The sequence below is a fragment of the Lentzea albidocapillata genome (genome assembly GCF_000719115.1).
GTDB lineage: Bacteria > Actinomycetota > Actinomycetes > Mycobacteriales > Pseudonocardiaceae > Lentzea > Lentzea albidocapillata.
This window is the reverse complement of the sequence record NZ_JOEA01000019.1, coordinates 20,996-33,123: the sequence shown is the minus strand read 5'-3', so window position 1 is coordinate 33,123 and position 12,128 is coordinate 20,996. Positions and strand designations below refer to the sequence as shown.

Here is a 12,128-nt window from a genome sequence, read left to right as displayed (position 1 = left end):
TGTAGATCAGGGCAGGTTGAGCACGAGCTCGGCGGCCGGGACGCGGGTGCCCGTGTAGAAGGGGATTTCCTCTCGCACGTGCAGCCGCGCCTCGGTGCCGCGCAGGTGCCGCATGAGGTCGACGATGCGGTGCAGTTCGTCGGCCTCGAACGCGAGCAGCCACTCGTAGTCGCCGAGAGCGAACGACGCGACGGTGTTCGCGCGCACGTCCGGGTAGTCACGGGCTTCCTTGCCGTGGTCCGCCAGCATCTTGCGGCGGTCCTCCTCCGGCAGCAGGTACCACTCGTAGGACCGCACGAACGGGTAGACGCAGATGTACTTGCGCGCCTCTTCACCCGCGAGGAACGCGGGGATGTGGCTGCGGTTGAACTCCGCGGGGCGGTGCAGGGCGACCTGCGACCAGACCGGCGTGGAGACCTTGCCCAGCGGGGTGCGGCGGAAGCCCGTGTAGGCGGCCTGCACCTGCTCGATCTCCTCGGCGTGCCACCAGATCATGAAGTCCGCGTCGGCGCGCAGACCGGCCACGTCGTAGACGCCGCGCACGACGACGCCCTTGCCCTCCAACGCGTCCAGGTAGTTCTGGGTCTCGCTGGCAGCGGCCGAACGGTCGTCCGGCAGCTTGCCGGGTTCGACCCGGAACACCGACCACATCGTGTAGCGGATGGTGTCGTTGAGCTCGTTGTAGTTGAGGCGCGCCATACGTCCATCTTGGCACGGGCCCCTCAGCGGCGAACGCGGCCCAGCAGGTGTGCTGCGACACGGGCGGCGGCCGCGTCGGCGGTGGCGATGCAGGCGGGCACACCCACTCCGTGCAGGGTGGCGCCCGCGACGGCGAGGCCCGGCACGTCGGCGATGCCGCGTTCGATGGTGTCCACCAGGTCGACGTGACCGACGCCGTACTGCGGCAGCCCGCCACCCCAGCGCTGCACCACGTAGTCGATCGGCGCGGCCTTGATCCCCGTCAGCTCGTGCAGGTCGTTGCGCACGGCCTTGACGAGGTCGGCGTCGCTGCGCTGCAGGAGCGCCGTCTCGCCGTGCCGTCCGACCGAACCGCGCAGGATGACCGGTTCGCCGTAGTGCGACCACTTGCGGCTGGAGAACGTGAAGGCCTTGGCGGTGAACGGGGTGATGCGGTCGGAGTACCGCTCCCCCTCCGCGATCAGGGTGCCGGAGCGCTGCGGCAGTTCGGTGCCCGGCGGCAGCGCCAGCGCGACCACGGCCATCGAGGCGACCTCGACCTTGCCGTACGCGGCGGACACCTGCGGGGCGATCTCGTGCAGCAGCTTGCGCGCGGACGGAGCCGGGACCGCGAGCACGACGCCGTCGCACTCCAGGTACTCCGGGGTCGCGGCCGAGCCGATCTCGAGGCGCCAGCCGGCGCCGAGCCACGACAGCACGCGGACCGGTAACCCGAGCCTGACCTCGGGCTTCGCGACCTCGGCGAGCCGGTCGACGAGCGACGACACGCCGTTGCAGAGGCTGGCGAACACCGGCGGGCGGGCGGCACGGGGCTGCGGTGGCGCGGGCATCATCATCGCGGCGGCCGCGAGCAGTGAGCCGACGCCCTTGTCCAGCAGCGTGGCGATCTGCGGCATCGTGGCGCGCAGGCCGAGCTCCTCGGCGCGGCCCGCGTAGACGCCGCCCAGCAACGGGCCGACCAGGCGGTCCGCGACCTCCGAACCGAACCTGTCCTTCATCAGCGTGCCGACGGCCACGTCGCCGCCTCTGAGCTCGATCGGTGGCAGCGTCGGTTCCATCTCGACCCGCAGCGCGCCCTCGGACGACAGCATGTGCCGCACCGTCTCGACGCTCGCCGGAACGCCCATGAACGTGTGCGCGGGCAGTTGGTGCGTGCGCCCGGCCGCGTGCACGCTCGCCTTCGCGGCCGTCGGGTGCACGACGTGGTCGGCGAGCCCGACCTCGTTGATCAGCTCCTGCGCCTCGGGCTTGCGGTGCAGGAACGCCTCCGCGCCCACGTCGAACCGCACGCCCGCGAGTTCGGTCGTGCGCAGCTTGCCGCCGAGCCGGTCGGACTGCTCGATCACCGTGATCCTCGCGGCAGGGCCGAGCAGCATCCTCAACCGGTGTGCGGCGGCGAGACCGGAGATGCCTCCCCCGACGACTGCGACGTGTGGCGCTCTTCCGTGCATTACAAGCTGTGGATCAGTTCGACGGTCCGGGTGATGATCTCCGGATCGGTGTCGGGCAGCACGCCGTGGCCGAGGTTGAAGATGTGGCCCGCGGCGGCCTTGCCCTCGGCGTGGATGCGGCGCACCTCGCGTTCGACGGCCTCGAAGCCCGCGAAGAACAGCGCCGGGTCGAGGTTGCCCTGCACGACCGGCTTCGGCAGCTCGGGGTTCGCCTGCTCAAGGCGCCGCACGGCGACGTCCAGGGGAATGCGCCAGTCGACGCCGACGACGTCCGCGCCGGCCTCGCGCATCGCGGGCAGCAGCTCGCCGGTGCCGACGCCGAAGTGGATCCGCGGGACGGTGCCGATCGTCTCCAGGACGCGCTTCGAGTGCGGCAGGACGAACTCGCGGTAGTCGCGCTCGGACAGCGCGCCCGCCCACGAGTCGAACAGCTGGACCGCCTGGACACCCGCGTCGAGCTGCGCGTGCAGGAACGCCGTCGTGACGTCGGCGATCTTGGCGAGCAGTGCGTGCCACAGCTCCGGGTTGCCGTGCATGAGTGCCTTGGTGCGCTCGTGGTTCTTGCTCGGCCCGCCCTCGACGAGGTACGAGGCCAGCGTGAACGGCGCTCCCGCGAACCCGATCAGGGCGACTTCCTGCGGGAGTTCCTTGAGCAGCAACCCGATCGCGTCCGCGACCGGCTGGACCTGCTCGGCGTGCAGCTCGGGAAGAGCCTTCACGTCCTCGAGCGTCCTGACCGGGTTCGCGACGACGGGACCGGTGCCCGCGACGATGTCGAGGTCGACACCGGCGGCCTTGAGCGGCACGACGATGTCGGAGAAGAGGATCGCGCCGTCGACACCGTGCCGCCGGACGGGCTGCATGGTGATCTCGCAGACCATCTCCGGGTCCATGCACGCGTCGAGCATCACGGTGCCCTGGCGGAGCGCCCGGTACTCGGGCAGCGACCGTCCCGCCTGCCTCATGAACCAGACAGGGGTGTGCGACGGGGTGCCGCCACTTGCGGCCACAAGGAGGGGAACTTGAGTGCTCATATCTGTTTCATGGTCCCACGTCTCGGCGTGCCGCCATCACCCGGCCGGATTGCGAGGCATACAGTCAGTTGTGTGACCGAGCCGGAAATCTTCCGCCGGGCGGTGGGGACGCTCAAGTCGGTTCGCCACAGGCCCGAGATCGAACTCACCGAAGTTCGCCCGCCGCAGCGGCTCGCTCCGTGGGCGTACGCGCTGACGGCTGAGGTCACCGGCCCGTCGGACGAACTGTCGACCGGAAGGCTCGTGCTGCTGCACGATCCGGACGGCGACGAGGCGTGGGGCGGTGTCCTTCGCGTCGTGGCGTACGTGCGTGTCGAGCTGGACCACGAGCTGGCGTCCGATCCCCTGCTGCCCGAGGTCGGGTGGTCGTGGCTGACCGAGGCGCTGGAGCAGTCCGGCGCCGGGTTCACCGCGCTGGGCGGGACCGTGACGCAGACGTCGTCGGCCCGGTTCGGCGACATAGCGGGTCCCGCGCGCACCGATGATCTGGAGCTGCGCGCGTCGTGGACCGCGCTCGACGGAGAACTCGCCGAGCACGGCACCGCGTTCTACGAGCTGATGGCGACGGCCGTGGGGCTGCCGCCGGTCGGCGTCACCCTCTTCGGGCAGCGCTAGACCCTTATTAGGGCTGGTCGGCCTCGCGCAGGACACGCAGGACGTTCGCGCCGGCGAGCTTCGCGCAGTCGTCCTCGGACCAACCCTTGTCGAGCAGCGCGCCGAAGAGACTCGGGTAGGTCGACACGTCCTCGAGGCCCCGCGGCAGTGCCTGGACACCGTCGTAGTCGCCGCCGATACCCAGGTGGTCGACGCCGACGACCTCACGGGCGTGGTCGAGGTGCAGGACGACGTCGTCGAGCGTGGCGACCGGCTTCGGGTGCTCGACGCCCCACTTCTCGGCGAACGCCTTGCGCTCCCCCATGTCGGCGTGGTTCGCGCCGGCGGCCGTCATGGCCTCACGAAGGGCTGCGTCCCATTCAGCGACACGAGGTGAGACGAAGTCCGGCACGAATGTGATCATGGCCACACCGCCATTTGCCTTCAACTTGACCAGCACGTCGTCCGGGATGTTGCGCGGGTGGTCCGCGACCTGACGGCACGACGAGTGACTGAAGATGACGGGCTTGACGCTCGTGTCGAGCGCGGCATGCATCGTGCTGGGCGCGACGTGGCTCAGGTCGACGAGCATGCCGATCCGGTTCATCTCGCGCACGACGTCGCGGCCGAACTCGGTGAGGCCATCGTGTTCTGGCTGGTCAGTCGCGCTGTCGGCCCACGGGGTGTTGTCGTTGTGGGTCAGCGTCATGTAGCGGACGCCCAGGCGGCGCAAGGCGCGAAGGACACCGAGTGAAGAGTTGATGGAGTGTCCGCCCTCGGCCCCGAGGAGGGAGGCGACACGCCCGGAGGCGAAAACTTCTTCGGCTTCGGCGGCGGTCGTCGCGATGCCCAGGTGATCGGAGTATCGTCCGGCCAGCTCGTAGACCAGCTCGACCTGCTCCAGCACGGCGGTCACCGCTCCGTCGCCCGCCAGCCGGCCGGGAATCCAGACGGACCAGAACTGCATCCCCAGGCCGCCCTCGCGCATTTTCACGAGGTCCGTGTGCAGGCTGGGATGACGTTCGGTGAGATCGATCTTCGCGGCGGTCGTGTAGACGTCCTCGCCCGTTCCGTCACCGAACTCGCGCAAAGCCCACGGCAGGTCGTTGTGGCCGTCGACGAGGGGGACACGCTGCAGCAACGCCCGCGCTCGTTCGAGACCAGAACTGCTAGGCACAACCAACTCCAAGATGTCGTTCTGAGAGGGGCTCGCGTTACACCCCCTATCTAGTTGTCATCCAATCGTGTGACACATGGGGCCATCTGTCACAACTCAATAGGGATAGATACCCGATTGATCGTCCCGTAGACCCGCATGGGCGGCTACGCTGCCCCAGACGACACCACTTTCGGTCGATCAGTGGCGCGGCTGATTGGACGAAAGTCTCCGGTGCCGGTCGGGGGGCACGACCGACTCCAGGGAGGTAGTGACGTGGCTGCCGTCGGCTTAGGTCAGGCCGTTCGTACCACGCCAGCCGGCTCGTTGCCGGCGAACATGGTCCCGCACCCGCGGGAAGAGCTTTTTTCAGTGCTGGTGGTCGACGACCACCCACTGCTGAGGGAGGCGATATCAGCCCGGCTCACACAAATGGGAGCCGGCACAGTTCATGAGGCCGCTTCGGTGGCGGAGGCTCGGGCGCGGGCACTCGCTACCGGACCATGCGACCTCGCGATCCTCGATCTGGGTCTGCCGGATGGCACCGGCATCGACCTGGTCACGGAACTCCGTGCCCAGGGCTGGCCCCGCATCGTGGTCCTCGCATCCTCCGACGACCCCTACGCGGTCAGGTCGGCCTTCCAGGCGGGCGCCCAGGCGTACCTCCTGAAGTCCGCCTCTCCGATGGTGGTCACCGACGGGGTGCGCAGGGTTCTCGATGGTGGCGTTTACGCAGATCCGAGCGTGGCACCAGTACTCGCAGCGGGTACTCGGGTGCCAGGCACGGACAACACGCCGCGGGAACTCTCCGCGCGTGAGGTCGAGGTGCTCCAGCTGGTCGCCGATGGCCAGAGCAACAAGGAAATCGGCGAGGCTCTGAGCTTGTCCGCGTTGACGGTGAAGTCTCACCTGTCGCGGATCGGCCGGAAGCTGGGCACCGGGGATCGCGCTCAGATGGTCGCGCTGGCAATGCGTGCCGGCGTGATCCGTTAGATACCGGTTTGAAGCACTGAACCGGCCGAGAACACCTGTGAGTGGTGCGATCGTCGTAGGGTCATCCCCCGTGGATGTACCCGCCGACGAGCCAACCGCACCAACCGGACCAGAACCGGTACCGCTGACGGAACCTGCTGATGGGGTCCCGCCCGTGGTCGCCGATCCAGCTGCGCTCCGGCGAGCCGCTGACGCGCTCGCCGGGGCGAAGGGCCCGGTCGCGGTGGACACCGAGCGAGCCTCGGGCTACCGCTACTCACAGCGTGCCTATCTGGTGCAACTGCGCCGGGAAGGCGCCGGCACCTGGTTGGTCGACCCGATCGCCCTTGGCGGACGGCTAGACCCACTGGTGCAGGCGCTAGATGGCACTGAGTGGGTGTTGCACGCGGCGTCTCAGGACCTGCCGTGCCTCGCCGAACTCGGGCTACGACCCGACGTGCTGTTCGACACCGAGCTGGCGGGCAGGCTGGCTGGGTTCGATCGTGTCGCACTGGGCACGCTGGTGGAACGGCTACTTGGTTACAGGCTCGAGAAGGGGCATGGCGCGGCCGACTGGTCGCGCCGGCCCCTTCCTGCCGATTGGCTGACGTACGCCGCTCTCGACGTGGAGCTGCTCGTGCAGCTGCGCGACGTTCTCGAAGCCGAGCTGCAGAGCCAGGGCAAACTCGCCTGGGCGCTCGAAGAGTTCGAGGCGGTGCGGATGGCGCCATTGCCGCGCCCCCGCACCGACCCCTGGCGGCGCACGTCGGGTATCCACCGCGTGCGCAACCAGCGGCAGCTGGCCCTCGTGCGTTCGCTGTGGGAAGCCCGCGACACCGTGGCCCGCGAACGCGACATCGCCCCGGGCCGAGTCCTCCCGGACTCCGCACTCATGGAGGCGGCCGCCCGCAACCCGGCCAACGAGGCCGAACTGCTCGCCCTGCCGGTCTTCCGCGGCCGATCCCAGCGCCGCATGTCCGGCGTCTGGATGAACGCCCTGCGCAAGGCAGGCGCTCTGGCGAAGTCCGAGCTCCCCGAGCCCGCAGGCCAGCACGACGGCCCGCCCCCGCCCAACCGCTGGGCGGACAAGGACCCGGACGCCGCGGCCCGCCTGGCCGCGACCCGAGCGGCGCTGGCGACCATCGCCGAGGCGAACACCCTCCCGGTGGAGAACCTGCTGCTGCCCGACCTCGTGCGCCGCACCTGCTGGCAACCACCGGCCGACCTCTCCCCCGAATCCGTGGCCACCGTGCTGCGCGACGGAGGGGCCAGGTCGTGGCAGATCGACCTCACGCTGGAAGCCCTCACCAAGGCGCTGGCAGCGACAGCACCCACGCCGTCCGACTGAGGCCGTCCATTGGCACCCTCTAACTGATATCCGATATATCAGCTAGGCCGTGCGTTGACGACGGCCTCGACATTCCCCACGCCTGGTCAAACCGGGTGCATCGTCGAGTGCCGTCGTCACGCCCCGAACTACTCAGGCCCGGCAACTGATCTCCATGCCGTCCTCGACGGGAAACGCGACGCTGACGTACCCGTTCGCCGGATCGCGCACATACTCGAGGTAGCCGGCCATCGAGTCCTGGTCGATGTCGTCAGCGACGACGAGCGCACCGCTCGCGAGCCGCGGCTCCAGATCCCGCAACACCGGCAGGCACAGCTCCTTCCACCCGTCGAGCAGCACCAGCCCGATCGGCCCCGCAAGATCCGCCAACGTGCGACGAGCGTCGCCGGGCAGGATCGTCACGACCGCACCGAGCCCCGCCTCGTCGAGGTTCTTCCGCGCCGCGGCGACCTTCCCCGAGGACATCTCCGTCCCGTAAACGTGCCCGTACCCGTTGTCCGCGACAGCCGCCGCCAGGTAGAGCGTCGAGATCCCGAACGACGTGCCGAACTCGACGACGGTCTCCGGCCTGCCGGACCGCACCAGCCCATAGAGAAGCTCCCCGCCGCTGGCCGAGATAGGCATGTAAACCCCGGCCAACGCATCGGCGCGTTCCTGCGCACTACCCGTGCGCACTAAATCCCACGGCGCAACGAAGCCGTCATCCGCTCCAGCGGCACCGAAGAGCCGATCAAGCACCAAACGAACCCGCGTCTCATGCAAAGTGATCGCCATGCCCGCCACAGTAGACGCAACGTCGCGTCTAGCCTAGCCCTGACTAAAGTACGCCTCCTGGAGGTGGCGATGAAGAGCACCACACATCGCGGAAACCGGCACGGCCGCAGCGAGGAAGCCAGGCAGGCGGTCCTGGAAGCCGCCGACGATTTGCTGGCCGAACGAGGATTCGCCGGCGTGACGATCGAAGGCATAGCCGCACGCGCCGGCGTAGCCAAACAGACGATCTACCGCTGGTGGCCGTCCAAGGTCGACGTGCTGCTGGAGGCGTTCACCGAGGACATGGCCGAACACCTCACTCCGCAGGACACCGGCGACCTGGGCACAGACATCCGCGCGCACCTGGCAACCCTGGCCGAGTTCCTCACCACCTCGGACCCAGGCGCGGTCTTCCGCGCCCTGACAGGCCAGGCCCAGCACGACCCACAACTAGCCGCCCGCCTGCGCGACGATCACCTGAGCCACCAACGCGACCGCGACCGCCTCCCCCTGCAGCGCGCGATCGAACGCGGCGAACTCCCCGCCGGCCTCGACGTCGAGACAGCACTCGACCACCTCGTAGGCCCGATCTACTACCGCGTCCTGGTCACCGGCGCCCCCGTCCCCCGCACCTTCACCGACGACCTGGCAGCAGCCTTCCTGCACCGCCACCAGCACCAATAACTGATATATCGCTCCGCCGTCCCTATGCTGACCTGCCCCTTAGCAATGACCCTTTGGACTTTGTCCGCAAACGACCCATTGCAAGGGGCAACCCACGATGATCAGCACCGCCCGCCTCGACCTGCTCCCGCTGCAAACCGAGCACGCCGCCGAGATGGCCGAGATGCTGGCGGACCCGGCGCTGCACGCGTTCACCGGCGGCACTCCGCTCTCCCCGGAAGCGCTGCTCGCCAGGTACCGGCGATTGGCCGCAGGCTCGCCCGACCCTGCGGTGCGGTGGCTGAACTGGGTGATCCGGCTCCGCGACGAGGACCGCCTGACCGGCACGGTCCAAGCGACGATCGCTCAAGCCGAAGGGTCGGCCGAAATCGCGTGGATCGTCGGCACGCGGTGGCAGCGCCGCGGCATCGCCCGCGAAGCAGCCCAAGGCCTCGTCACCTGGCTGGCCACCCAGCCGGTCCGCACCGTGATCGCGCACGTCCACCCCGACCACCACGCGTCCGCCGCTGTAGCCACGTCCGCCGGCCTCACCGCCACCGACGAGGTCCACGACGGCGAGACCCGCTGGCGTCTCCGCCTCCCCTGATCCCACCCTTTGCAATGACTCTTTTGCGGACGAAGTCCAAAGAGTCATTGCAAAGAAGCAGGTCACAGTAGGCGATTAACTGATATATCGGCCGATATATCAGTTAATCATGCGCTCGCCGAGCCGCTGGGCAAGGTCGGCGACCTCGTCGTCGGGCACGTCGAAAATGCCGCGCGAAGCCTCGAAGACGGCGATCTGCTGATCTTCGTAAGGCACACCCGGCGGCAACGGCGCGAGGTGCCAGTGCACGTGCCGGTTGACCTGCTGGCTGCCGAGCGACAGGACGTAGAGCCGTTCAACGGGCAGCAACGAGCTCAGGGCGGTGCCCGCTCGGTGCACGACGCGTTGGATCGCCGCGTACTCGTCGGGCGTGAAGTCGGCGATGGCGTGCTCGCGGTGGTCGACCGGCGCCACCAGGAAGTGGCCGGCCACCGAGGGGAACTTGCTCGCGAAGACGATCGCGGTGCCGTCACGGTAGGCGACATGGTGCGGGTAGTCCGGGTTGCCGACGAGGAGTTCGCAGATGAAGCACGCCCGGCGGGCGAGCGCCAGGTAGCGGTCGGAGTCCCAGGGCACGCGAGTGGTCATGATCCAGCTTTACCCGGCCGTTGCCAGTGTCTCGCCACCGCGGAATCACTCGCTGCGCCAGGACGTGTCCGGCTGGACCCCCGCTCTCTCGCACAGGTCGATCGAAACTTCGCCAGCCCTACCCTTTGCAACGAGTCTTTTGCGGACGAAGTCCAAAGAGTCATTGCTAACCAGCAGGTCACGGACCCAAGAACTAATATATTGCTCCGATATATCAGTTCTGAGCCGGGCCGTCGCCGATCATGTCGCGCGACACCTGAGCATGCGCGAGCCGCCGCAAGGCCTTGAGGACGGTGTCACCGATGAGGGTGCCGACGACCATCGACTCGATGACGTCGTCGGGCGACGTGTGCCGGACGACGTACTCGAGGTCAGCCTGAGCGATGATCTTCAGCCCCTCCAGGTAGGGGTCGAGGAGGTCGCGGATCTGGTCGTGACCGATCGAGCGGCCCGAGGACAGGGCGGCCGCGAGCATGTGGGTCACATTGGACTGGGTGACGTCGGCACACTCCGTCTCGCCGTGCCTCGCGAAGAACGCCTGGACGTCCGCGATCGCCAGCGGGTCGAGCTCGACCGTGCCCGGCTGACTGATGGCCTCCTGGACGGCGCCGAGCTTGTTGTGCAGCGACTCGTCGCGGGTGTCGATGGCCGCGAGCACGTCGCGTACGGAGGCGATGGACAGGCCACCCACGTCGATCAGTGCACGCACCAGGCGGAGCCGGCGCAGGTGCTCGTCGTCGTAGTGGGCCTGGTTCGGGCTGGTCAGCACGCCGGCGGGCAGCAGTCCCTCACGCAGGTAGTACTTGATCGTCGGCACCGCGACGCCGCTTCTCTTGGAGAGCTCGCCAACACGCATATGGATAGTGTAGCTTCCGGATAGTAGAGAGTGCCGCTATCCATTCAGGGGGTATAGAGAGATGCTTCGCACGTGGCACCGGCCGTTAGTCCTGTTCGGCTGGTCGATGGCGCTTCTGATTCCGGTCTCGCTCCTCGGGCTGCTGGTCGATGACCGGATGCTGGTCGGTTCGCCGATCTGGCTCAAGCCGTTCAAGTTCGCCGTGTCACTGGCGCTCTACGCGTTCACGCTGGCGTGGCTGCTCACGTACCTGAAGAGGTTCCAGCGCGTCGGCTGGTGGGCCGGCACCGTTCTGGCGGCGGCCGGGGCGCTGGAGATGGTCGTCATCGTCGGCCAGGTCGTGCGTGGCAGGCGCAGTCACTTCAACTTCGAGACGCCGCTCGACACGGCGTTGTTCTCGATCATGGGCTCGACGATCGTCGTGTTGTGGGTGACGCACGCGATCGTCGCGATCCTGCTGTGGCGCACGAAGATCGAGAACGAGGCCCTGTCGTGGTCGATCCGGCTCGGGCTCGTCATCTCGTTCCTGGGGCTCGGCGTCGGGTTCCTGATGACGCAGCCGAAGCCCGGCCAGGCCCTCGACGGCGGCACGCTCGGCTCGCACACGGTCGGCGCGCCCGACGGCGGCGCCTACATGGCGATCACCGGGTGGAGCACCGAGCACGGCGACCTGCGGGTCGGGCATTTCGTGGGCATGCACGCGCTGCAGGTGTTGCCCGTGCTCATCGCGCTTCTCGGCAACCGCGCCAGCGCGAAGCTCGCCTGGGTCCTCAGCGGGTCGTTCCTGGGCATCTTCCTGCTCGTGACCTGGCAGGCGTTGCGCGGCCAGCCCCTGTTCCAGCCCGACGGCACGACGTTGCTCGCGCTCGCCGGGATCATCGTCGCGACCGCGCTCGGCGTGGTGTGGGCGCGCGCACCGAAGAAGGAGCTCGTGGACGCATGATCGCCACCCTGTTCGACCTGACTTTCCTGCTGATCGCGCCGTTCTGGGCGCTCATGATCTTCGCGCCGAAGTGGTCGTGGACGCGGCGGATCGCCGAGTCCTACCTGATCGTGCTGCCGCCGGTCGTGATCTACATCGTGCTGATGGTCCCCGTGCTGCCGGAGCTGCTGCCGCTGGTCACGAGGCCCGAGATCGGCGCGCTGGCCGAGTTCATGAGCACGCCGACGGGCGCGGCGCTGGTGTGGGCGCACATGCTCGCGTGGGACCTGTTCGTCGGGCGCTGGATGTACCTCGAAGGGCGGCGGCTCGACGTCCACCCGCTGGTCATGGCACCCGTTCTGGTGATCACGATTCTGCTGGCCCCCGTCGGGTTGCCGCTGTTCCTGATCGTGCGCAAGGTGTGTGACACAACGAACAGGGGTGCCGCTGTGGTTACTCACCAGTAACTAGGGTTAGAGTTGGCG

14 protein-coding genes are annotated in these 12,128 nt (G+C 68.3%); 7 read left to right on the top strand and 7 right to left on the bottom strand.

Features of this window, described 5'->3' with window-relative positions:
* Nucleotides 1–6: 6 nt before the first annotated feature.
* From hemQ to hemE, 3 genes are read right to left on the bottom strand one after another with little or no spacing between them, the layout of a single operon-like run.
* Nucleotides 7–699, bottom strand: coding sequence for a hydrogen peroxide-dependent heme synthase (hemQ, locus tag IG04_RS0129235; protein ID WP_030479954.1), 693 nt, complete (start codon nt 697–699; stop codon nt 7–9).
* Nucleotides 700–722: 23 nt separating this feature from the next.
* Nucleotides 723–2,150 (bottom strand): protoporphyrinogen oxidase, encoded by a 1,428-nt coding sequence (gene hemG / locus IG04_RS0129230; protein WP_030479953.1) that lies wholly within the window; start codon nt 2,148–2,150, stop codon nt 723–725.
* On the bottom strand, nt 2,150–3,184 hold the full coding sequence (hemE, locus tag IG04_RS0129225; RefSeq protein WP_030479952.1) for a uroporphyrinogen decarboxylase: 1,035 nt from the start codon (nt 3,182–3,184) through the stop codon (nt 2,150–2,152). The genes hemG and hemE overlap by 1 nt, the downstream gene beginning before the upstream one ends.
* Before the next feature lie 72 nt (nt 3,185–3,256).
* Between hemE and IG04_RS0129220 the strand changes: the two genes are divergently transcribed.
* On the top strand, nt 3,257–3,799 hold the full coding sequence (locus IG04_RS0129220; protein ID WP_030479951.1) for a DUF3000 domain-containing protein: 543 nt from the start codon (nt 3,257–3,259) through the stop codon (nt 3,797–3,799).
* A 7-nt stretch (nt 3,800–3,806) separates the two neighbouring features.
* Here the strand turns inward: IG04_RS0129220 and IG04_RS0129215 are convergent, their stop codons facing one another.
* Complete coding sequence (locus IG04_RS0129215) at nt 3,807–4,955, bottom strand: dipeptidase (RefSeq protein WP_030479950.1); 1,149 nt, start codon at nt 4,953–4,955, stop codon at nt 3,807–3,809.
* A gap of 255 nt (nt 4,956–5,210) precedes the next feature.
* On the opposite strand from IG04_RS0129215, the gene IG04_RS42985 reads away from it, so the two are divergent.
* On the top strand, nt 5,211–5,927 hold the full coding sequence (locus tag IG04_RS42985; RefSeq protein WP_015099292.1) for a response regulator: 717 nt from the start codon (nt 5,211–5,213) through the stop codon (nt 5,925–5,927).
* A 70-nt stretch (nt 5,928–5,997) separates the two neighbouring features.
* Nucleotides 5,998–7,254 carry a ribonuclease D gene (locus tag IG04_RS0129205; RefSeq protein WP_030479948.1) on the top strand — a complete coding sequence of 419 codons (1,257 nt, stop codon included), beginning with the start codon at nt 5,998–6,000 and terminating at the stop codon, nt 7,252–7,254.
* Between the two features lie 132 nt (nt 7,255–7,386).
* Here IG04_RS0129205 and IG04_RS0129200 read toward each other — a convergent pair whose 3' ends face one another.
* Nucleotides 7,387–8,028: an O-methyltransferase gene (locus tag IG04_RS0129200; protein WP_030479947.1), complete on the bottom strand. Its 642-nt coding sequence runs from the start codon at nt 8,026–8,028 to the stop codon at nt 7,387–7,389.
* Nucleotides 8,029–8,097: 69 nt separating this feature from the next.
* Between IG04_RS0129200 and IG04_RS0129195 the strand changes: the two genes are divergently transcribed.
* The gene (locus IG04_RS0129195; RefSeq protein ID WP_030479946.1) at nt 8,098–8,691 is read left to right on the top strand and encodes a TetR/AcrR family transcriptional regulator; all 594 of its coding nucleotides are present in this window, start codon (nt 8,098–8,100) and stop codon (nt 8,689–8,691) included.
* 97 nt (nt 8,692–8,788) lie between these two features.
* Nucleotides 8,789–9,277: a GNAT family N-acetyltransferase gene (locus tag IG04_RS0129190; RefSeq protein WP_030479945.1), complete on the top strand. Its 489-nt coding sequence runs from the start codon at nt 8,789–8,791 to the stop codon at nt 9,275–9,277.
* Nucleotides 9,278–9,376: 99 nt separating this feature from the next.
* Here the strand turns inward: IG04_RS0129190 and IG04_RS0129185 are convergent, their stop codons facing one another.
* Nucleotides 9,377–9,865 (bottom strand): HIT family protein, encoded by a 489-nt coding sequence (locus tag IG04_RS0129185; protein ID WP_030479944.1) that lies wholly within the window; start codon nt 9,863–9,865, stop codon nt 9,377–9,379.
* Between the two features lie 214 nt (nt 9,866–10,079).
* Nucleotides 10,080–10,721 carry a MerR family transcriptional regulator gene (locus IG04_RS0129180; RefSeq protein ID WP_030479943.1) on the bottom strand — a complete coding sequence of 214 codons (642 nt, stop codon included), beginning with the start codon at nt 10,719–10,721 and terminating at the stop codon, nt 10,080–10,082.
* A 106-nt stretch (nt 10,722–10,827) separates the two neighbouring features.
* Between IG04_RS0129180 and IG04_RS0129175 the strand changes: the two genes are divergently transcribed.
* The gene (locus IG04_RS0129175) at nt 10,828–11,664 is read left to right on the top strand and encodes a hypothetical protein (RefSeq protein ID WP_245816743.1); all 837 of its coding nucleotides are present in this window, start codon (nt 10,828–10,830) and stop codon (nt 11,662–11,664) included.
* Complete coding sequence (locus IG04_RS0129170) at nt 11,661–12,110, top strand: ABA4-like family protein (protein ID WP_030479941.1); 450 nt, start codon at nt 11,661–11,663, stop codon at nt 12,108–12,110. Before IG04_RS0129175 ends, IG04_RS0129170 begins: the two co-directional genes overlap by 4 nt.
* Nucleotides 12,111–12,128 lie beyond the last annotated feature (18 nt).